Origin of the sequence: Lysobacter sp. 5GHs7-4 (assembly GCF_021284765.1) — a bacterium.
Classification (GTDB): domain Bacteria; phylum Pseudomonadota; class Gammaproteobacteria; order Xanthomonadales; family Xanthomonadaceae; genus Lysobacter.
The window spans coordinates 652,762-673,966 of the sequence record NZ_CP089924.1 but is presented as its reverse complement, the minus strand read 5'-3'; the positions used below and the strand labels follow the sequence as shown (position 1 = coordinate 673,966).

At 69.8% G+C, this 21,205-nt stretch carries 19 protein-coding genes; 3 read left to right on the top strand and 16 right to left on the bottom strand.

Annotation, left to right across the window (positions count from 1 at the left end; all coding sequences use genetic code 11):
- Nucleotides 1-30 precede the first annotated feature (30 nt).
- The 3 genes from LVB77_RS02780 to LVB77_RS02770 form a co-directional block, all read right to left on the bottom strand.
- Nucleotides 31-1,314, bottom strand: coding sequence for a M12 family metallo-peptidase (locus LVB77_RS02780; protein WP_232908702.1), 1,284 nt, complete (start codon nucleotides 1,312-1,314; stop codon nucleotides 31-33).
- A gap of 447 nt (nucleotides 1,315-1,761) precedes the next feature.
- Nucleotides 1,762-2,319: a hypothetical protein gene (locus LVB77_RS02775; protein ID WP_232908701.1), complete on the bottom strand. Its 558-nt coding sequence runs from the start codon at nucleotides 2,317-2,319 to the stop codon at nucleotides 1,762-1,764.
- Nucleotides 2,320-2,388: 69 nt separating this feature from the next.
- Entirely contained in the window at nucleotides 2,389-3,456 is a 1,068-nt protein-coding gene (locus LVB77_RS02770; RefSeq protein WP_232908700.1) for a YeiH family protein, read from the bottom strand.
- A 94-nt stretch (nucleotides 3,457-3,550) separates the two neighbouring features.
- Between LVB77_RS02770 and LVB77_RS02765 the strand changes: the two genes are divergently transcribed.
- Nucleotides 3,551-4,507 carry a LysR substrate-binding domain-containing protein gene (locus LVB77_RS02765; RefSeq protein WP_232908699.1) on the top strand — a complete coding sequence of 319 codons (957 nt, stop codon included), beginning with the start codon at nucleotides 3,551-3,553 and terminating at the stop codon, nucleotides 4,505-4,507.
- Nucleotides 4,508-4,527: 20 nt separating this feature from the next.
- Here LVB77_RS02765 and LVB77_RS02760 read toward each other — a convergent pair whose 3' ends face one another.
- The 7 genes from LVB77_RS02760 to LVB77_RS02730 all read right to left on the bottom strand — a co-directional run bounded on the left by LVB77_RS02760 (nucleotide 4,528) and on the right by LVB77_RS02730 (nucleotide 15,001).
- Entirely contained in the window at nucleotides 4,528-6,972 is a 2,445-nt protein-coding gene (locus LVB77_RS02760; RefSeq protein WP_232908698.1) for an ABC transporter permease, read from the bottom strand.
- Between the two features lie 7 nt (nucleotides 6,973-6,979).
- A complete protein-coding gene (locus LVB77_RS02755) occupies nucleotides 6,980-7,741 on the bottom strand; it encodes an ABC transporter ATP-binding protein (protein WP_232908697.1) in 762 nt (253 codons plus the stop codon).
- Between the two features lie 94 nt (nucleotides 7,742-7,835).
- Nucleotides 7,836-9,083 carry an HlyD family efflux transporter periplasmic adaptor subunit gene (locus LVB77_RS02750; RefSeq protein ID WP_232908696.1) on the bottom strand — a complete coding sequence of 416 codons (1,248 nt, stop codon included), beginning with the start codon at nucleotides 9,081-9,083 and terminating at the stop codon, nucleotides 7,836-7,838.
- A gap of 126 nt (nucleotides 9,084-9,209) precedes the next feature.
- Nucleotides 9,210-10,814, bottom strand: coding sequence for an ABC transporter ATP-binding protein (locus LVB77_RS02745; protein ID WP_232908695.1), 1,605 nt, complete (start codon nucleotides 10,812-10,814; stop codon nucleotides 9,210-9,212).
- A complete protein-coding gene (lanKC, locus tag LVB77_RS02740; protein ID WP_232908694.1) occupies nucleotides 10,811-13,483 on the bottom strand; it encodes a class III lanthionine synthetase LanKC in 2,673 nt (890 codons plus the stop codon). Before lanKC ends, LVB77_RS02745 begins: the two co-directional genes overlap by 4 nt.
- Nucleotides 13,484-13,580: 97 nt before the next feature.
- Nucleotides 13,581-13,727: a class III lanthipeptide gene (locus tag LVB77_RS02735; RefSeq protein WP_232908693.1), complete on the bottom strand. Its 147-nt coding sequence runs from the start codon at nucleotides 13,725-13,727 to the stop codon at nucleotides 13,581-13,583.
- 935 nt (nucleotides 13,728-14,662) lie between these two features.
- Complete coding sequence (locus tag LVB77_RS02730) at nucleotides 14,663-15,001, bottom strand: P-II family nitrogen regulator (RefSeq protein ID WP_056176848.1); 339 nt, start codon at nucleotides 14,999-15,001, stop codon at nucleotides 14,663-14,665.
- A 275-nt stretch (nucleotides 15,002-15,276) separates the two neighbouring features.
- Between LVB77_RS02730 and LVB77_RS02725 the strand changes: the two genes are divergently transcribed.
- The gene (locus LVB77_RS02725; protein ID WP_056176850.1) at nucleotides 15,277-15,543 is read left to right on the top strand and encodes an accessory factor UbiK family protein; all 267 of its coding nucleotides are present in this window, start codon (nucleotides 15,277-15,279) and stop codon (nucleotides 15,541-15,543) included.
- 9 nt (nucleotides 15,544-15,552) lie between these two features.
- Nucleotides 15,553-17,067, top strand: coding sequence for a YifB family Mg chelatase-like AAA ATPase (locus LVB77_RS02720; protein WP_232908692.1), 1,515 nt, complete (start codon nucleotides 15,553-15,555; stop codon nucleotides 17,065-17,067).
- A 103-nt stretch (nucleotides 17,068-17,170) separates the two neighbouring features.
- Here LVB77_RS02720 and LVB77_RS02715 read toward each other — a convergent pair whose 3' ends face one another.
- The 6 genes from LVB77_RS02715 to LVB77_RS02690 form a co-directional block, all read right to left on the bottom strand.
- Nucleotides 17,171-17,626: a hypothetical protein gene (locus LVB77_RS02715; protein ID WP_232908691.1), complete on the bottom strand. Its 456-nt coding sequence runs from the start codon at nucleotides 17,624-17,626 to the stop codon at nucleotides 17,171-17,173.
- 202 nt (nucleotides 17,627-17,828) lie between these two features.
- Nucleotides 17,829-18,287 (bottom strand): hypothetical protein, encoded by a 459-nt coding sequence (locus tag LVB77_RS02710; protein WP_232908690.1) that lies wholly within the window; start codon nucleotides 18,285-18,287, stop codon nucleotides 17,829-17,831.
- A 143-nt stretch (nucleotides 18,288-18,430) separates the two neighbouring features.
- The gene (locus LVB77_RS02705) at nucleotides 18,431-18,898 is read right to left on the bottom strand and encodes a hypothetical protein (protein ID WP_232908689.1); all 468 of its coding nucleotides are present in this window, start codon (nucleotides 18,896-18,898) and stop codon (nucleotides 18,431-18,433) included.
- Between the two features lie 36 nt (nucleotides 18,899-18,934).
- On the bottom strand, nucleotides 18,935-19,174 hold the full coding sequence (locus LVB77_RS02700) for a hypothetical protein (protein WP_232908688.1): 240 nt from the start codon (nucleotides 19,172-19,174) through the stop codon (nucleotides 18,935-18,937).
- A gap of 21 nt (nucleotides 19,175-19,195) precedes the next feature.
- Nucleotides 19,196-19,642, bottom strand: a complete 447-nt coding sequence (locus LVB77_RS02695) for a hypothetical protein (protein ID WP_232908687.1) — start codon at nucleotides 19,640-19,642, stop codon at nucleotides 19,196-19,198.
- 343 nt (nucleotides 19,643-19,985) lie between these two features.
- Complete coding sequence (locus LVB77_RS02690; protein WP_232908686.1) at nucleotides 19,986-21,149, bottom strand: putative peptide maturation dehydrogenase; 1,164 nt, start codon at nucleotides 21,147-21,149, stop codon at nucleotides 19,986-19,988.
- Nucleotides 21,150-21,205: the final 56 nt, after the last annotated feature.

Below are 21,205 nucleotides of genomic sequence, written 5' to 3'. Positions count from 1 at the left end.
TCGGCCCCCGCGTCGTTTCCGGCGCCTGAATCAGCGGAACGCCGCCATCGCCGCCGCGCGCTCGCGCATGACGCGCTCGTTGTTGCGGGTGCTGGTGCCCAGCGGCCGGCTCACGCCGCCCGACACGTAGTTCTGGTCGGTGGTCGAGAAATAGCCGATGCGCGGCTGCGGGTTCGAGTTCACCGCCATGATCGTGCGGAAGTTTCCGGCCGAGTTGACGTAGCCGTGACCGTACGAGAACGGCGTGGTGGTCGGGTCGTTGTCGTGACGCGCGCCGAACAGATGCGCTGCCTCGTGCACGAAGGTGAAGGTGCTGCAGGAATGGTTCTGCACGAAGAATCCGTTCGCCGCGCTCGCGCCGATCGCCGCAGCCTGGCCGCACAGCAGGCCGCTGGGGCTGCTCAGGCCGTCACGCACCACCAGCGTCACCAGGTCGGCGGCGGTGTTGTTGCGCTCGGTGGTCGAATAGGCGTCGTACCAGCCGTCGCTGGTGCCCTTGATACGCGACACCAGCGTGCTGGAATCGTTGGTGGCCTGGCCCTGCGTGGGGAAGCGGACGCCGGCGCTCTCGAACTTCACGGTCAGCGCGTTGTTGGCGAACGCGGTGTTCGATTGCGCGATGAAGAACGCGGCGCGGTCGTTGGCCGAGTTCTGCCCGCCCAGCTCGCTCACCGCTTCGGGCGTATAGACCTGCAGGACGCGGATGATGGTGTCGGCGAGCAGCGCGTTGGCCATCGGGCGCGCGACGGTGCCGCGATCGGGCTGCTGCGGCAGATCGGAATGGGCCGGCGTATCGTCGGCGCCTTCCAGGCTGGCCGGATCGCGCTTGACCAGGAACTGCTGCGCCCCGTCCTCGGAAGTCAGCACCTCGTAGACCTCGCCGGTACCGGTGGCGATCTGGCCGGTCACGCGCTGGCCGCGCACCACGAACAAGGCCGTGGAGGGCGGTACGCCGCCCAGCTTGAGCTGGCCGGTGGGCAGCAGCGCGTCGGCGCCCGACCAGACCACGTCGCCGGCGGACGTGCGATAGGACTTGGCCAGGCGCATGTGCAGACGCGCGCCCTCCGGCATGGTCAGCATCAGCTCGCGCTGCGCGCCGGTCAGCACCTTGCGGTCGATGGACACCGAGGCGGCCCACTGCGCGCTCTTGCCGTTGATCATGTGGTTGACGCTCGCGGGCACCGCGGCCGCGGCCGCCGCATGCGACGAATGCGCCTGGAACAGTTCCGGCACCGCCGCCGATTGCGCGCCCGCCACGTTGACCGTGGCCGCGACCAAGCCGGCGATGGACAAAGCCAAGATTGCCTTTTGCATGTGAGTCTCTCCCTAGAACACTGCGGTGATGGGTGGCATCGGCGGCGACGAAGCTGTCGCCCGACGTGTTCGTGGCCGGATCGGTGGTGGTATCGCGCGCGGTTTCGGAATCGCATCGACGCGATCGAATCGCCGAGAACGGCCAGAGCTTAGGCGTGCGTCTAGCGGCTATCTGCTCGGCGTCATGGGGGAATTCACCCGTAAAGCACGCTGCGAATCACAGATTTCAGTATTGAGTCGGCCGTCTGCGCGCGGCGGTGCCAAGGCCGTCCAGCGTCGGACGGTCACCGACCGCATGCGCTCTTTTTTCGGCAGTGCTATCGCGCCGAATCGATCGGCACTCTTTGTGCGCACTAGACGCACTCGTATTGCAGCCGCCCCTGCCCGGACCAAGCTAAAGCCCCAAGAGTCGAAGCCGCCGCAGGCTCCGCTACGTGCGTTTCTGGCTCAGTGGGCGCGCGGCTTGGCGGGTTTCGGTGGCGGAAGCCGCGGCGGCGGCGGCCATCTGCTTTCGACGAAAGCGCGTCCCGCGAACAAGGGGCTGCGTTCCAAGGCGATGCGACCGTCCAGAATCTTGCGCAGTTCGGCGATGGTCCCACCGCCCTGCGGCGACGCGCCGCCCAGATGGATGACCGTGCCGCTGTTGGCCCACCAACCCGGTTTGGCCTGCTCGACGAAGGCGGCGTAGTAGTGGCCGGTGTCCAACCGCGTTCCGCCGCATGGCCCGGTGTAGTAGCGAATACTCGGCGAGATCGGCGCGCTACCGCGCAGGACGTTCAGCACCCGGATATCGCCGTACACCGTACCTTCGACCTCCTTCGGCGGCGACGCCAGGCGGGTGGCCTTCAGTTGGAACACGAACACTTGCTTGGCGGCGTAGGCGGTGCCGCCGTCCAACGGCGCGGCAGGCGAACAGCACCATGCCGGCGTCGCGATCGCCGCCAACGGCCAGACCAGCCAACGCGCCAGCGATCGTAAAGCGTGGGTTCGATAGTTCGCGTTCATTCCGTCTCCACCGTGCGCGCCTGGGCGCTATCCTCGACGCTTCTCGGTCGCGGCAGCGGACTAACGGTACTACGGGCCAGCGCCGATCCAGTGCATCGCCGCCCGATTGAGCGCATAGCCGCCCACCGTCAGCAGTGCGAACAGCAGCCCGGCCAGTACCAGCGGCTTGGCGCCGGCTTGGCGGATCGCGCCGATCTGGGTGCGCAGGCCCAGCGCGGCCATCGCCATCGCCAGCAAGGCGGTGTCCAGGCGCACGATCGCATCCACCCAGGCCGGCGGCAGCGCCAACCAGGAGTGCACGGCGCTGACGGCGATGAACGCCAGCGCGAACCAAGGCACCGTCAGTTGGGCGCGCGCGCCCTCGCCGCGAGCGACGCGCGTGGACAGCAGCAACAGGAACGGCGCCAGCAGCATGACCCGCAGCATCTTTTCGACGACGGCGGTCGCGGCCGCGGTTTCGCCGATCGCGCGTCCGGCCACCACCACCTGCGCCACCTCGTGCACGGTCGAACCCACATACAGGCCGTAGGCGTGTTCGCTCAGGCCCAGGTAGGGGTACAGCCAGGGATACAGGAACATGCCGACGGTGCCGAACACGACCACCGTGGCCACGGCCACCGACACCTGGTGCGCACGCGCGCGCAGCACCGGTCCGGTCGCCATCACCGCCGCCGCGCCGCAGATCGCGCTGCCGGCGCCGATCAGCATCGCGGTCTCGCGGTCCAGTTTCAGCCAGCGCGTGCCCAGCCACACCGCCGTCGCGAACACGCCCGCCACCACCACCGCGTCCACCGCCAGGCCGGCGACGCCGACCGCGGCCAGGTCGTGCAGGCTCACGCGGAACCCGTACAGCACGATGCCCAGCCGCAGCAGGCGGCTGCGGCATAGGTCCACGCCGGGGCCGGCGACCGCAGCCACACGCGCGAAACCGGTGTTGCCCAAGGCGATGCCGAGCACGATCGCCAGGGTCAGCGCGCTCAAGCCCAGGTGCCGCAGCGGCGCCCATTCGGCCAGCCGCCAGGCCGCGGCGGCCAGCGCGGCCGCCAGCGCCAAGCCTGGCGCCCACACCTTCGCGCTGCGCCAGGCCTGCCACGAGCGGGCGGCGGGCGGGACGGCGGTTTTCGGTAGGGACGACACGGCTGTGCACTCCGGCGCGCGGCGCGCCTGGCGAAATCGGCGCCACCTTAGGCCGGCGCGGAACTAGCGTCCAATACATATAATTCAAGAATTCATGAATTGGACTCATGCCATGAACCTGCACCTGCTGCGCAGCTTCCTGACCGTGGTCGAGACGCAGAGCTACTCGCGCGCGGCGCAGGCGCTGTTCGTCAGCCAGTCGGCCGTGTCCAAGGCCGTGCGCGAGCTGGAACATCAGCTAGACCTGCCGTTGGTGGAGCGCGGCGCCGACGGCAAGACGCCGCGCGGCGTGGTGCTGACCGAACATGGCCGCGCCGTGTTCGAGCACGCGCGCGCGATCTTCGCCCTGGAGCGCGCCGCCAGCGAGGATGTGCGCGACCGCGTCGAACTGCGCCAGGGCCGCCTGCGCATCGGCGCCAGCACCACCGTGGCCGCGTACTGGCTGCCGCGCACGATCGCGGCGTTCGCGCGCCGCCACCCGTCGCTGGAACTGGAACTGGTGGTCGGCAACACCGACGACATCAGCCGCGCGCTGGTCGACTGCCGCATCGACGTGGGCTACGTCGAGGGCGAAGTGGACGATGCCCGCATCGCGGCCTCGCTGTGGCGGACCGAACCGCTGTGCCTGATCGGCGCGGTCGAAGGGGCGGCGACGCCCGCGCGCGCGAAGCGCATGTCGCCGGCCGCGCTGGCGCGGCAGACCTGGCTGCTGCGCGAGCCGGGATCGGGCACGCGTCAGGCCGCGCAGGCCTGGTTGGATGCGCAGGGCATCGCGCCCGCGCGCACGATCGAGATCGGCAGCAACGAAGCCATCGCGCGCGCCGTCGCAGCCGGCGCGGGCATCGCGCTGCTGCCGGAAACCGCGGTCGCCGATCTGTTGGCGATGGGCCGGCTGCGCGCGCTATCGCCCGCCGGCGGCGGCCAGGCCGCGAGCCGCCGGCTGTTCCGTCTGGAGCTGGCCAATCGGCCGCGAGCGCCGGCCTTGCGCGCGTTCCTGGCCTTGGATGCCGACGCGCCCCGGGCTGCGGACCGCCGCCGGGCGAACGGCTGAAGCCATCGCCCCAGCGACGATCAATCCGCGTGCAGCACCCGCATCGGGTGCACGCGCGCAGCACGCAACGCGGGCGGCAGGCTCGCCGCCAAGCCGGCCAACGACAGCGCCAGCAGCACCGCGCCTATCGCCAGCGGATCGGCGGCGCCGACGCCGAACAGGAAGCGCTGCAACACCTGCGACAAGGACACCGCGATCGCCACGCCGATCAGCGAACCGATCGCGACCTGCAAGGCGGCTTCCTTCAACACCAGCCGCAACAGACGCCGCGGCGGCGCGCCCAGGGCGGCGCGGATGCCGAACTCGTGCTGGCGCGCGGCCACCGCCACCGCCATCACCGCGTACAGGCCCACGCAGGCCAGCAGCAGCGCCATCGCCGCGAACACACCCACCAGCAGCAGGTTCAACTTCTGCGTGCTGGTGGTGGCCGCCACCACCGCCGCCATCGGCAGCACTTCGGCGATGGGCTGGGTGGATTCGACCTCGGCGACCGCGGCGCGGATGCCGGCCTCGAAGGCGCCGGGCTCGCCGCGCACGCGCAATGCGAACCGCAGCGGCGCGAAATCGCGCAGCAGGGTCCAGATCGCCGGCGGCATCTGCGCCAGCGGCACGTAGATCACCGGCGGCGCCGGCTGGTCCGGACCGAACTGACGCACGTCGCCGACCACGCCGACCACGCGCATCGCCAGCAAGGCGCCATCGGCGTCGGCCAGGCTGCGCACCACCGCACCGATCGGCTGCGCGCCCAGGTACTGGCGCGCGAACGCGGCGCTGACCACGCACACCGGCTCGGCACCGGCGCTGTCCTGCGCGGTGAGGCCGCGCCCGGACACCACCGGAATGCCGAACACCTGATCGAAGCCCGGGCTCACCGGCCGGTACTGGGGCGACACCGTCTGGCCGTCGGCCAGGGTCGCGGGCAGATTGAGTTGCGAACCGGTGGGTAGGTTGGTGGACACCGCCACGCGCTCGACGCCGGGCAGCTGTTGCAAGCGTTCGCTCAGGCGCCGGCTCAGATCCTCGACCGCGCGCAGATCGGGGTGGCTCTCGCGCACCGGCGACAGCGAGAACGTCGCCACCGACGCGCTCTGGAACCCCATCGGCACCGAGGCCAGCGCCAGCACGCTGCGCGCGAACAAGGCCGCACCGATCAGCAGCACCACCGCCACCGTGGTCTGGGCGATCACCAGCACCCGGCCCAGGCGGCTCGCGGCGCGGCTCCAGCCGGTGCGGCCGCCGCCGACCAGTTCGCGCCCGAGCTGCGCATAGCGGCCGCGCCACACGCTCAGCCCGGCCGCCAGCAAGGCCACCGCCGCGCCCGCTACCAGCGCGAACACCGCGCCCATTGCGGTGAAGCCGACATCGGCGCCGCGCAACCACTCCGGCGGCACCAGGCCGCCGAGCAGGCGCAGGCCCAGCCAGGCCAGCAGCATGCCGATCGCGCTGCCCAGCAAGCCGACCAGCGCGCCCTCGGCCAAGGCCGGCAGCGCCAGACGCAAAGCCGGCGCACCCATCGCCGCGCGCACCGCCATGTCGTGGCTGCGCGCGATCGAGCGCAGCACCATCAGATTGGTCAGGTTGATCGCCGCGATCAGCAGCACGCACAGGGCGGCGCCGAAGAACAACCACAGGGTCGAGCCGGAGGCGCCGGTGTACAGCCCGATCAGGGGTCGCGCGTCGTAGCTCTGCTGCTGCAGGTAGCGGAACCCGTCCTCGCCGATCTGCCCGCGCAGCGCCGGCAACGCGGCGCGGATGCGCGCGTCGACCTGATCGGCGAATGCACTTACCGCGACGCCGTCGTTCAGGCGCGCGACGATGTATTCGTTGGTGCCGGTGTTGCTGCTGTCGGCGGCCAGCTGCATCGGCGCAAGCAGGTCGAAGCGCTGCGGCCAGGCGAAGCGCTCGGGCAGCACGCCGACCACCGTCATCGGCTTGCCTTCCACACGCAGAGTCTGCCCCGCGATCGCCGGGTTGCCGCCGTAACGCGTCATCCAGAAAGCATGGCTGAGGATCACCGCCGGCACGCCGTCGACGCGGTCCTCCTGGGCGTTGAAGTTGCGGCCCACCGCCATCGGCAGCGCCAGCGTATCGAGGAAGCCGCGATCGGCGCTGAGCAAGGTGCCCACCACCGCTACGCCTTCGCCAGAGAGATTGGCGCTGCGCGGCTGCGCCGACACCAGGCCCAGCGCGGCCACGCCCTGCGCGCCCTGCAGACGCTGGTACAAGGCCGGCGCGCCGATGTTGCTGTCGCCGTCCTGCTTCATGCCGGCGGTGACCAGGCGATCGGCCTGCGCAAACGGCAGCGGCCGCAGCAAGGCCTGGTCGAGCAGGCTGAACACCGCCGCCGTGGTCGCGATGCCCAGCGCCAGCGTGCCCGCGGCCAGCAGCAGGAAGGCGGGCTTGCGGATCAGGTTGCGCCAGGCCTGCGCGACTTCGGCCAGCAGCACGTCGGGTTTGGTCGCCATGTGCGCCTCAGGCCTGGGCGAGCAGGCGCGCGGGCAGCTCGTCCTCGCGGCGCTGGCGCTCGAAGGTGTCGGCGTCGACGACGCGGCCGTCGAGCATGTGCACGATCTTCTGCGCGCGCCGCGCGAAGGCGACGTCGTGGGTCACCATGCACAGGGTCGACCCGTTGCGGTGCAGGTCTTCCAGCAGGCGCATCACCGCCTCGCCGTTGCGGCTGTCGAGGTTGCCGGTGGGCTCGTCGGCCAGCAGCACCGCCGGCTGGCCGACCAGCGCGCGCGCGACCGCCACGCGCTGCTGCTGGCCGCCGGACAGCTGGCCGGGGTAGTGGCGCAGGCGGTGGCTCATCTCCACCCGCTCCAAGGCTTCGCGCACACGGCGGCGGCGTTCGCCGCGGTCCAGGTCGTCGCGGTAGGTGAGCGGCAATTCGACGTTTTCCTCCACGCTCAAATCGGCGATCAGATTGAAGGCCTGGAAGATGAAACCGATCTGACTGTTGCGGATGCGCGCGCGCTGCACCGGCGCCAGCGCCGCCACGTCCTGGTTCTGCAGCCGGTATTCGCCCCCGCTGGGCGCGTCCAGCAGGCCCAACAGCGACAGCAGGGTCGATTTGCCGCAACCGGACGGGCCGGTGATGGCGACGAAATCGCCGGCGTGGATGTCCAGGGCGATGTCCGAGAGGGCATGGGTTTCCAGCTCGTCGGTGTGGAACACCTTGTTGAGGCCGCGCAGTCGGATCAACGGTGCGGCGTTAGTCAGCGGCGAGGTGTCCATGGTCCGTCCTGGGCTGTCGTGGAAACGGCGCGTCACTGCGCCGTGGGTCGCGGGCGCGGGCCCGCGGCGATGGGGTGATGGCGGGATGCGCGCCTCACTGCAGGCGCAGCTCGTCGTACTGCTGCCATTGCGCGGTGTCGGACAGGATCGCCTGATCGCCCGGGTTCAGGCCGCTGCGCACCTGGATGCGCTCGCTGGACGCGGCGCCGTAGGTCACCCGCACGCGCCGCGCGACGTCGTCGCCCGCGCGCAGCACGAACAACTCCGACGCGCCGTCGGGTATGGCCTGCGCGGGCCGGCCGATGCTGAGCACGTCCTGCAGCTTGTCCAACACGATGCGTCCGTCCACCGACAGGTCCGGGCGCGCGCCCTTGGGCAGGGCGCGGTCGAAATGCACGTCCACGGTGACCTTGCCGTTGCGCACCGCCGGATCGATGCGTGCGATGCGGCCCTGGACCACGCCGTTATGGGTATCGACGGCCGCGGCCAGGTCCAGGCTGAGATCCTTGGCCAGCACCTCGGGTACCTGCAGGCGCGCGATCAACTCGTCCGGACGCGCGACCCGCGCCAGCGCCGCGCCCGCCTCGACGCGCTGGCCGGGCTCGACGTTCAATTGCTGCAAGGTGCCGGCGATGCCCGCGCGCACTTCCAGCGCCTGCGCCTCCTGCTCGGCGATCGCCAGCGCGCTGGCGGCCTCGTCGCGACGCGCCTGCGCGGCCTGCATCTGCGCGGATTGATTCTGGCGGAACGCATCCACGCGCTGGCGCTCGATCTGCACCAGTCCGCGCTCCTGATCGGCGACGATGCGGCTCTGGCTGGCCTCCAGCTTCGACATCACGCCTGCGGCCTCGGCGCGTTCCTGCGCCTGCGCGCGCATCTGGCTGATCTGGTAAGTCGACTCGGCCTTGGCCAACGCGGCCTGCTGATCCAGCAGTTGCGAGGTCAGTGCATTGCGCTGCGCCGCCATCTCGGCCTGCGCGCCGGCCAGCGCCGCGCGCGCTTTCTCGCGCGTGGCCAGCACGGTGGGATTGCTCAGGCGCAGGATCACCGTGTCGGCTTCGACCTTGGCGCCGGCCTCGACCAGCACGTCCTGCACCACCGCGGTGGTGTCGGCGGCGATCCAGCGCAGGTTCTTGGGGATCAGCGTGCCGCTGGCGCGGATCTCGCGCAGCATGTCGCCGCGCTGGGCGGTGTCGATCCACAGCGCGTTGCGCTCCACCGACGGCGAGGCGCTGCCCAGGTTGAACACGCCCAGCACCGCGACCAGCAGTGCGGCGCCGCCCACGCCGAGGATCAGCTTGCGGCGCGGCGAGGGTTTGGGTTTGGGCTTCTGGATGTCCATGCGGTCTTGCCTTTACTCCACGTACGCGGGCGAGCGCATCGCCCCTTTCATTGCGCGGCCCGTCGGGGCGCGCATGCCCTCGCCCGGCGACCAACGGCGCAACGGCGGCGCGATGCGCGACATCGCCTAGGCCACCGCCGCGTCGACGTCCGGCGCCAGCACCATCGGCGCCGCGTGCCGGTTCAAATCCAGGATCTGGTCGAAATGCCGCGCCAGCTCGATGTCGCCGTGCATCACCGCCACCAGGGTCTTGCCCTGGGTATGGCGCAGGATCATCGAAAAGAAGCGTCCACGGCTCTCGTCGTCGAGGTTGGCCAGCGGCTCGTCGAACACGTAGTAGTCGACCTCGCGCGCCAGCGCCATCGCGATCTGCAGCTTGCGCTGCTGACCGGCCGACAGCAGGTACGGCTGCTGTTCGGCCACCGTGTCCAGGTCGCAACGCTGCAGCCATTCGTCGACGCGCTCGCCGGCCATGGCTTCCAGGTTGTCGCGCACGCTGCCGGGGAAGAAGCCGGCTTCGGTGAACTGGCAGCTGATCGCGCCGCGCGGCGGCAGCGAGACGATGCCGCTGCGCGGCGCGCGGAAGCCGCACAGCATGTCGATCAGGGTCGACTTGCCGCTGCCGTTGGCGCCGACGATCAGCAGGCGCTGGCCGCGCTGCAGGGTGAGGCTGAGGTTCGAAATCAGGCGGCGCTCGCCGATGTCGAGATCGACGCCGTCGAAACGCACCGGACCGTGCGGCCGCGCGGCCGCCGCTTCGTCCATCGGCGCGATCGCAGCCTGGGCGAACTCTTCCAGGCGCTGGGCCACGCCGTCCAGCCGCGCGAGCTGCGGCGCCAGATCGATCAGGCGCTGGATCGCGTTGACCGCGCGCCAGTACGCGCTCATGAAACTGAAAAGCCCGCCCACGGTGATGCGCTTGGCCATCACCGCCACGCCCGCGGCCAGCAGCACGGCCATCTCGGCGTAGGACAGCGAGATGCCGCTGGCCATCTGGAACAGCGACGAATGCCGCGCCACGCGCATGCGCGCATCGACGTTGTGCTGCAACGACGCGTCCAGCGCGCGGTGCGGCAACTGCACGCCGGGCACGGTGTTGACCTGGCGGTAGCTGCCGATCAGCTGGCCCAGCGTATCGCGCAGCTGCGCCTCGGTTTCCTGCACTTCCGCGCTGGATTGCGAGATGCGCTTGCTGTAACGGCGCGCCAGATACAGCAGCAGCGGCACGATCAGGCTGATCGCCAGCGCCAGCTGCCAGGACAGCCACAGACAGACCGCCAGCGCGCTGACGAATCCGACGATGGCGCGGTAGATGTCGATGGCCGTGTCCAGCACGCCGGCCATTTCCTTGGACTCGTCGAGAATGCGGCCGTGGTAGTAGCCGTTGTCGTGCTTGCGGATGTCGTCGTAAGGCTGACGGAAATACAACTGCGCCGAGTTGCGCATGTTGCCGCTCATCACCGCCAGCCGTACCCGCGTCTTGATGATGACGTAGACGTAGTCCAGTACGCGCGTGGCGGTGTAGAACGCCACCGCGCTGCAGCCGATGGTGATGAACAGGCGCAGGTTGCCGCCGTCCAGGCTGTCGATCAGCCATTTCATCAGCAAGGGATCGCCGGCGGTGGACACCACGGTCTGCAGCGTGGCGAACGCCAGCAGCACCAGCATCACGCGTCCGTGTTGGCGGAACAGCGCGACCAGCAGCGTGCGTACGCGCGGCGGCACGATCATGGGCGCGGTCCGTCGGCGCGTTTGGCGCGCAGCAGCGGCAGGTCGTGCAACAGGCGTTCGCCGCCGTGGCGCAGACGATGCAGGAAGCTGCCGACGCCGGCGGCGCCGTAGGCGTGGTCGCAGCTCAGCCGCAGCAGGCCGCGCCCCGGGAACGCGATGCTGCGCTGCCCGTGCACGCGGTAGTGGCCGATGCTGTGCGCCAGCGCGTTCGCGCGCGCCAAGTACACCGCCTCACCGGTCAACTGGTGCATATCCAGCATGAATTCGCCGATGCCGCTCATTCCTTCGACCTGGCCCGGTAGTACCGTGAATCGGCAGTAGCAGCCTTCGGCCGCCTGCCGCGCCCATCGTCCGTAGCCCTCATCCTGGCACAGGACGGCGAAGCGGATAAGGGCCGTGCCCACGCCGCTGCCGCCGTGCAGCCAGTAGGGCTCGTCGGTGCTGTGGCCGACGGCGCGCGCCCAGCGCAGCGGGCCGTCGCCGGCGATCGCGTGCAACACCTCGGTGTCCATGGCCCGGCGCGCGCAGTCGATGTAGCGCGCGTCGCCCAGGCTGTGGCCCAGGTACAGCAGGGCCAGGGCGGTGCCGCTGCCGCCGTAGGCATAGCCCAGCACGTGCTCGCCGCGCTGCATCTGCGAGGGCCAACGGGTGCCGGCCTCGTCGGTGATCGCCTGCGCGAGCAGGCCCTCGCCGAGGCGGTGCGCCCACTGCAGCGCCCGCTCGTCGCCGGTGCCCGCGTGCAGCTGCAGGCAGGCCATGGCCACGCCGGCATCGCCCTGGAAGATCGACGCGTCGGTGCCCAGCAGGGACGACTGGCAGGCCGATTCCAGCAGGTGCAGGGCGCGGCCGGGATCGCCCAGGCGCAGGTAAACGCAGGCCGCGCCAGCCAGCCCGGAGTACAGGCCCGGCGGCAGGCGCTCGGGCTGCTCGGTCTTGGCGTCGAACCAGGCGCGCTGTTCGGGCGTGCACTCGCGCCCGCGCAGGGCCCGGTACAGCAGCGGCCCGCCGGCGCCGTAGGCCAGGCTGATCGGATTGCGGTTGAACATCTCCGGATCGCCCGGCCACAGCTGGTCCTGACGCTGCGGGTGGCAGACCGCGTCGATGAAATCGTCGATGCCCTGCAGCAGCTCCTGCAGATCTTCCGCGGGCAGCTCGGCGGGCGGTGCCGGCACTCGCTCGGGATCGGCGCCCTCGCGTTCGCCGTAAGCGCGGATGCGCTCGAACGCGCCGCGCGCGGTCTCCGGTTCGGCCTCCCACAACGCGCGGATCGCCTGCGGCACCTGCGCCGGCAGCGAGGCCACGCCGCTCAGGCAGTCCAGCAGCGCATCGACGTTGCGCTTTTCCAGGTCGAACAGCGACTGCATCGGCAGGATCATGCTGTACAGCACCATGCCCAGCCCGAACCAGTCGTCGGCGGTGCTCAGCTTCAGCTCCTGCTGGCGGCGCTGATGGCGGAAGCCCGGCGTGGACCACTGCGCCGCGAACGCTTCCGGCAGATCCGCGTCGCGCGCGTGCGCGCCCTCGAAATCGATCAGGCACACCGCCAGCGTGTCCGGATCGACCAGGATGTTGTTGGGCGACAGATCGGCGACGATCACGTCGCGCGCATGGATCGCCTGCAGGATGTCGATCAGCTGCAAAGCGATGACGGCGAACTTGCGGCAGAAGGTGCGCGCGGTGTCCTCGCCGCCGTCGAACGGCAGCAGCGACACGTCGTGGCGCGCGCGGAACTGCGCCAGCGGCATGCCGACCACATGGCTTTCGACCATGTAGCGGTGTTCCCACTGGCCGAACATCTCGATCGCGGCGACCACGCCCGGGATGCCGTCCAGCCGGCGCAGCACGTTGTATTCGTGTTCGAGCAAATGGATGGCGTCGATATCGACCGAGTCGGCGCGGAAGTGCGCGGTATGCGGGCGCGCCTCCTTCAGCACCACGGTGTCGCCGGTCTGGCGATCGAGCGCGCGATAGACGCCGCCGGCGTTGGAGAACGTCAGCGCCTTCTCGACCTGGTAGCGGTCGTTGAGCAGATGCTCGCCCTGGTGGCGCGGCTCGTTGGCGAACGGATCGGTCACCCACGGCGGCAGGCGGAAGTACGGCAGGCGCTCCTCGCGATAAGGCTGCCCGTCCGGCGCGGTGAGATCGCTGGCGCTGCCGCCGTCGATGGTCAGGCGCGACTTGGACAGAATTTCGCCATAGCGGTAGTAGACGACGCCGCGGTCCTTGTAGCGCCGATCCGACAGGATGTAAGGCCCGTCGAATCCGTCGGTGGCCACGTGCAGCGCGTCGATCAGGCGCAGGAAGACGTCCTGGTCGCCCGGGTACACCGTCATCAGCTTGCCCGCATAGCCGCGCGGGTAGTGCTTGGAGCCCATCACCGACAGCATGCGCGGATCGCGCGCGGTCTTGAACGGCACGTCGTGCGCGTAACAAACCGGCGCGGCGGCGCGGATGATCTGGCTGGCCAACGCAGGCGTGCCGGAAAGATGGATCTTGAAACCCTGCTGCGGGAACACGTGCTGCGGCGAGGACACCGACAGCCAGACGCCGTTGCGGCGTGCGTTCCAGTGCTCGGGTAGGGCCTCGCTCACGGCTTGCTGGAAGGTGTCTTCCCATTCCAGGTTGACTACGTCTTCGAAGAAGCGCCGGTCGACGAGCGTGTAGAGCATGTGCGAGTCCTTTCGCGTGCAGTTGCTGAGCGTTCAACCGGCGATCCTCGCCGGCGAAAGGGCTGGCACCGGCGGAGCCGATGCCAGCCTGACCGCATTAGAACGCGGCTTCGACCTTCGTCTGCTGGCCGCCGCAGTGATTGCTCACCGAGCTGCCCGAGGTGCAGTTGACGCTGGCGCCGCTGTTGCCGGCGGCGGAATCGGTTTCGACTTCCATCGCCTGCAGAGACAGGATCATATCCATGTTCGACTCTCCTTGTGTATTGAACTTCCGCCGTCGGACGACGACGGATCCTGCCCACTTCGCATCCATGTGTGCGCGCGCGACGCTACGCGGGCCGATGGAACCTAATGAAGACGGATTCGCGATGTCAAGAGATCGTGAACGAAAATTTTTATCGCGTTGATCGACACGCGCATCGCGCGAATGCGTGCACGCATCTCAAATCGCTGAAAACAAGCGACATATCGCGCCATTCACGCAATTCCGCCTAGCGCGCTCGCCGCGCACCATGCGCACGCGAACGCGTTCGCGCTTGTTGCAATGCAAGATGAGAACTCACAGCCGAAGGTTGGATGCATTGCGCGAACGCGGATTTCTCGCGCGCGCGTTCGTGCGCGCGTACGTAAAACGAAGACGATCTCCCCACGCTTCGAACGCAGAAAAACGAACATCGCGACTGGATGCGCGCCCACAACGCCGATTGAAAAATGCATACGCTCGCAATCGCTGCGCGCACTCGCACCGGATCGCGCGCGCGCAGGTGATTGAATGGCTTGGCTCTGCGTTGCCGCACGGGATCACGGCGCCGCGGCGGACTGGCCCGCGGTCGTGCCAATCGAAAGCTGGCATTCGACGCCACGCGCGCGCATGCCTGTGCACGAGGCGGCGATCGCTGTCGCCTTCCATATATATAGGTGCGAACCGTCCGGGCTGCGGCCGCCGCGGTAACGCGGCGTCGTTACCGCGCGGCGGCGTATCGGTCGCTCAGGACAACGCGGCTGTCGCACGACCTCATGGCGGCGCGACAGGCAATCACGCGATGGCGGAATCGGGCGCCGCGGCACCCGAAGGCGCGAGCGGCCGACAGGCAAGCACCGTTTCCGAGATTCGGACGACGGCCTGAGGCAGGCCGCCGCGCAGCGAAGGTCCGCGCGTCGGTCCCGCGCACTCCGGCTTTACAACGCGTCGCCGTCCATCTCGCCGGTGCGGATGCGCACGGCGCGCTCCAGGTCCCAGACGAAGATCTTGCCGTCGCCGATCTTGCCGGTGCCGGCGGCCTTCATGATCGCCTCGACCACACCGTCGACCTGTTCGTCGGTCACCGCCACTTCCAGCTTGATCTTGGGCAGGAAGTCGACCACGTACTCGGCGCCGCGGTAGAGCTCGGTATGGCCCTTCTGGCGGCCGAAGCCCTTGACCTCGGTGGCGGTGATGCCGGCCACGCCCGCTTCGGCCAGCGCCTCGCGCACGTCGTCCAGCTTGAACGGCTTGATCACCGCCATGACCATCTTCATCGTCGCTCTCCGGTTTCTGATCCGCGCCCTGGGCGCGCCTCGTCTGGGCGGCAGCATAGCCGAGCCGCATCGCCGGCCGCGCGCCCGGCGGCATTCACGCCGTCTTCGCCCGGGCGCGTTCGAGGATGGGATACCTCGCGTCCACGACCACGACCGTGGTGTAATGCCTCACCGCAATGTCGGATTTTTCTGACAGCGCGGCGCGGCCCGCACCGACGGCGCCGTCCCGGCCACGAGGCCATGCTGGCCACGTCCCCCGGATAGAGTCCCGACCGATGATCGACCTGAACCATATCGACGACCTCGCCCGCCGCCTGGGCTCGCTGCTGCCGCCGGGCGTGCGCGACGGCCGCGAGGAAATTCAGCAGAACTTCAAGGCCGTGCTGCAGAGCGGGCTGGCCAAGCTCGACCTGGTCACGCGCGAGGAGTTCGAGGTGCAGCGCGCGGTGCTGCTGCGCACGCGCGAAAAACTGGACGAACTGCAGCGCACCGTGGCCGAGCTGGAAGCCCAGCTGGGCCAATCCGCCCCGCCCCAGCACTGAGCCGCCGCCATGAATCTGGCGATCGCGCACAGCCGTGCGCGTACGGGCGTGCGCGCGCCCGCGGTTCGGGTCGAAGTCCATCTGGCCGGCGGCCTACCGGCCATGTCCATCGTCGGCCTGCCCGAGGCCGCCGTGCGCGAGGCCAAGGACCGCGTGCGCGCGGCGATCCAATGCGCGCAGTTCGAGTTCCCGGCGCGGCGCATCACCGTCAACCTGGCGCCGGCCGACCTGCCCAAGGACGGCGGCCGCTACGACCTCGCGATCGCACTGGGCATCCTCGCCGCCAGCGGGCAAATTCCGCTGGAGGCGCTGGGCGAGTACGAATTCCTGGGCGAGCTCGCGCTCACCGGCGAGCTGCGCGCGATCGACGGCGTGCTGCCCGCCGCCCTGGCCGCGGCCGACGCCGGCCGCAAGCTGGTGGTGCCCGCCGACAACGGCGCCGAGGCCGCGCTGGCCAGCCGCGTCGAGGCCATGACCGCGCGCACCCTGCTGGAAGTCTGCGCCATGCTGTCGGCGCGCAAGGCGCTGCCCGCCGCGGTCGCCGTGCCCAGCGTCCGCACGCCGGGGCCGGACTTGGCCGACGTGCGCGGCCAGAACCAAGCGCGCCGCGCGCTGGAGATCGCCGCCGCCGGCGGTCACCACCTGCTGTTGATCGGCCCGCCCGGCAGCGGCAAGACTCTGCTGGCCACGCGGCTGTCCGGCCTGCTGCCGGAAGCCGACGAAGACGAAGCCCTTGAGGCCGCCGCGATCGCCTCGGTCAGCGGCCGCGGACTGGATCCGGCGCGCTGGCGCGAACGCCCGTTCCGCTCGCCGCACCACACCGCCAGCGCGGTCGCCCTGGTCGGCGGCGGCACCGAACCGCGTCCCGGCGAAATCTCGCTCGCGCATCAGGGCGTGCTGTTCCTGGACGAGTTGCCCGAATGGGACCGGCGCGCCCTGGAAGTGCTGCGCGAACCGCTGGAGTCGGGCGTGGTCACCATCTCGCGTGCCGCGCGCAGCAGCGAGTTCCCGGCGCGGTTCCAGTTGATCGCGGCCATGAATCCCTGCCCCTGCGGCTGGGCCGGCGACCGCAGCGGCCGCTGCCATTGTGGCATCGACGCGATCCGCCGCTACCGCGCGCGCGTGTCCGGCCCGATGCTGGACCGCATCGACCTGCACATCGAAGTGCCGCGGCTGATGCCCACCGAGCTGCGCACCGACGCGCCGCCCAACGAAACCAGCGCGCAAGTGCGCGAGCGCGTGGCACAGGCGCGCGAGTTGCAGCGCAGCCGCGCCGGCAAGGTCAATGCGCAGATGACCCAGGCCGAGACCTCGGCGACCTGCCGCCTCGAAGATCGCGACCATGCCCTGCTGGAGCGCGCGGTGGAAACCCTGCAGCTGTCGGCACGCTCCACCCATCGCATCCTGCGCGTCGCGCGCACCATCGCCGACCTGGCCGGCAGTCCGCGCATCCTCAGCACGCACCTGAGCGAGGCGATCGGCTATCGGCGTGCGGACAGAGGCGCGGCGATGCAGGCGGCGTAGCGCTACGGCGACCGCCGCGCTGGCGGCGCCACGCCGGCACGACAACGCCGCAACGAAAACGGGCGGCCACTGGCCGCCCGTCGGGTTCCGCATTCGCGGCGTATCAGTTGGTCTTGATGCCGCCGTGCGTGTCCATGCTCCTGCGCGCGGCTTCGCGCTCGTCGCGCATCTGCGCGACGGTCTTGCACACGCGCTCCTTGCGCGTGCTGCCCAGCACCGGGCGGCGCTCGCAGACCAGGCGTTCGTCGTCGGCCTTGTTGATCGCGGCCTCGATCCATTCCAGCGCGTTGAACACTTCGACCTTCTGGTTCTCGTCCAGCTCGTCGGTGGACTGCTTGCCGTCGATCATGCGCAGCACTTCGCTCTGCTTGGCCAGCAGCTCCGAACGCGTACCGGCGGGCAAGTCCTTGTAACGACCGGTGCGCGCTTCCACGCCCGCGCGGATCTCCGCCTGCTGGCTGCGAATCGACTCGGCCTGCAGCGCCTTGCGATCGGCCGAAGCGTACGCCGCGGGCGCGAGCAGGCAGGTCAGTACCGTGGCCAGAACTAGATGCTTCATCGACATTACAGCGGTCCGTGGATTTGGGACTGCCGAAAGTACTTTGCCGAATCGGCGCTGTCGACTGCCTGTAGGCACGGTTCGTACGCCCGTCTTATGCTTGCGGGCACCGCTTATCCGTGCGCTCGCGCGTTCAGGTTTCCGATCGGCCCGGACGGCGCCGGCGCCGTCCCGCGCGGGCGTGTCGCGTCCCGATCCGGCCTCAACGGCGATTCTGAATATCGCCCCGATCCAAGGCCCCGCGGGCCGCGTCGCGGGCCTCGCGCTCTTGCGCGGCGGTGCGACAGACCCGGGTCAGCCGCGTGCTGCCGATGGTTTTCTCGCGCCGACACACCATGCGCTCGTCCTCGGCGTCGTTGATCGCGGCCTCGATCCATTCCAGGCGATTGAACACCTCGACCTGCTCGTGCGGACTGAGCTCGGCGGAGGTGGTTTTCCCCTCCACCATCGCCAGCACCTCGGCCTGCTTGGCCAGCAGGTCGGCCCGGGTGGCGGCCGGCATGTCCTTGTAGCGGCCGCGCTGCGCGATCACATCCTCGCGGATCTGCGTTTGTTGGGCGGTGATATCCGAGATCGCCAACGGCGGACGGCCAGCGGCATCGGCCGCGCCTGCAGCCGTGGATGCCAGCCACAAGACGCCAAGCAACAACAAACCACGCATGAACTCGCCCCCTTCGCATCCGCTCATTCGGACCGGATCACGCTATCGGCGGCATGGGGTTCTGTCGATTGGCAAGTTTCGTGGAAAATTTGTCGACGCAAGGCACCAAAAATACGTCGACAATCTCAGCCCGCTGGAACGCGTCAGATTTCCCGCCCGCCGACCTGACGCGGGCGACGGTCCAGGCTGCGACCGGCGCGCTCTTTTTCCTTGCGCTCGTCGGCCACGGTGCGACAGGTGCGGACCATGCGGTTGCTGCCCAGGGTGCGCTCGATCCGACAGATCATGCGCTCGTCCTCAGTGTCGTTGACCGTGGCCTCGATCCATTCCAGGCGGTTGAACACTTCCACCTGCTCGCGCCGGCTCAGCTCGGCGGTGCTGGCCTTGTCCTCGACCAGGCTGAGGATTTCCACTTGCTTGGTCATCAGCTCGGCGCGGGTGGCCAGCGGCAGCTGGCCGTAACGGCCGCGGCGCGCGATGTCGTCGGCGCGGATCTGCTTTTGCTGTTCGACGATCGCCACGATCGGCAACGGCGGCGGTGCCGACGCGCGCTCGCGCGCGGCCGCGGCGGGTACCGCCAGCAACAAGGTCCCTATGGCCAACGAACGCATCGCCACCTCTCCAGCCCGCGCCCATTCCGGGCCCGATCACTCTAACGGCGAGGACGGCGGCGGTCGATGGCTGGATGGGATCGCGCGCGCGACGCCGACGCGGCACCGGCCGGTCGCGCGCTCGGACGCGGCGCGGATCTGGCGCTGTTCCTGCAGGATCTGGCCGAGAAGGCCGACATTGGCGGTAGCGGCGGAGGCGACGCACGGCATGAGCGCCGGCGTCCATACAAGCGACATTTTCACGATGCGCCTCCTAGCGGGCTCGACGCGCGGCATGCGCGCCGAGCCCGCCAGGCGTTACTGGCGCACGTCGCCGTTTTGCATGCGTTCGCGGGCCGATTCGCGCTCAGCGCGCAACTGACCGACGGTCTTGCACACGCGCTCCTTGCGCGTGCTGCCCAGCACCGGGCGGCGTTCGCAGACCATGCGCTCGTCGTCGGCCTTGTTGATCGCAGCCTCGATCCATTCCAGGGTGTTGAAGACGTCGGTCTTCTGCTCTTCGTTGAGCTCCTGGGTCGACTGCTTGCCCTGCATCAGCTGGAACAGGTGGTCCTGCTTGGCCAACAGCTCGCCGCGCGTGTTGGCCGACATTTCCCGGTAGCGGCCGCTGGCGGCCTGCACGGCGCTGCGGATTTCGGTCTGCTGGGAGCGGATCGATTCGAACTGCAGCACGCCGCGATCGACCGACGCGAACGTGACAGGGGCCACCAGCAACAGCGACAAGGCCCAAACGCGGAACTTCATAGTTCGACTCCTGGAGTGCGGACAGCCGGATTGCGGATGCCCGACGTTACGCCCGCGAAATGTGACCTTCAACCAATCCCGGGCGCGCGATCGGCGCCGCTGCCGGCCGCAGAGCGGGGAAATAAAGTCAATGGCAACAATCACTTGAGCGCAGAACACCCCGGCCTGCGGACGGACCGGCGGCCCTTGCACGATCCCGCCCCATTGCGATCAGCCGTGCCCGCCCTGCGCCGAACCGTGGCCGCCTGGCGGCCCCGCGCGCGTGGCGCCGGGGCCGGGCAGGACGGACGGCCGAGGTCCGCCGGCACCCCATTCATACAAGGACGGGCTTCGGCGTCGCGGACTAGCCCGCGGCCGGCGCCCACACCGCGCCGCCGGGGTCGAACTCGGCCGTGCGCAGGTCGGCGGCGCGCCAGCCGAAGCCGCACACCGCCAGCGGCCCCTCCTCCAGCGGGTCCAAGGCGAAGCCGCGTTCGATGTCGACCTCGTTGATGGCGCAGGTGACGAACGCGCCCAGGCCCAGCTCGGTCGCGCTCAGGTACAGGGTCTGCGAGAGGTGGCCGCTGTCCAGCACCAGCGCGCGGTAGGCCTTGGCGTGATGGCGGTACTTCCAGAAACAGCGCGCGTAGCGCGGCGCCAGCACCGCCAGCACCGGCGCGTCGGCGAACCAATGCTGGCCGGCCACCGCGGCCAACGCGAACGCGCCCAGGTCCGGCGGCGACGGCAGCGGTTCCAGCGCGTGGGCGACCGGGTGGTAGTGGTACAGCCCGGGCGCGACGCCCTCGACGCGCTGCACGATCAGGTAGGCCTCGGTCGCGTGCAGGCCGCCGGCCGACGGCGAATGCTTCTTGAGGAAGGCCGCGTCGTCGTGGGTCTGCAGCTGGGCCTGGGCGGCGAAGCTGCGCACCAGCATGTGCGCGAACAGCTCACGCGGCAGCGCGCGTTCGCGGTCGAAGTTGCGGCAGGTGGCGCGGCGCGCGAGCAGTGCGTCGAATTCGCCCGGCGCGATTTCCGGCAGGCCGATGCGTTGCGCGGCCGGCACGCGTTCGTGCACCGGCGGCGGCGGCGCGCCCAGCTTGTCGCGCAGGCCCGACACGGTGGTCAGCTCCTTGGCTTCCATGTCGGCCACGCCGTCCACGCCGTCCCAGCGCGCCAGCCGATGAAGCATCGCCGCGGCCGGCCACCAATGGCCGTCGCGCAGGCGTTGGTCGCGTTCGCGGTGGTGCGCGTGCGCGGGCGCGTCGCCGATCAACAGGCCGACCTCGAGCAGGCGTTGCGTCGTGCTCGCGGGCCAGGCATCCGCCGCGCTCCATTCGCCAGGACTGAGCTGCCCCAACAGTTCGCGCTCGTCGGCGTCGATCTCGATTTCGCCGTCCAGGTGCGGCGCCAGCGCCAGCCAGCGCCGCTGCCGGCGCAGTCCGGCGCCGCCGGCCAGCAGGGATCGCAGATCGAAACCGACCTCCTCGCGCGGCTCCATGAACACCACCGCGCAACGCCTCACCTGCATATTCCACTCCCGCGCTGCATTTTTTAAGGAGTTTGAGGTTGTCCCCTACGTGCGAC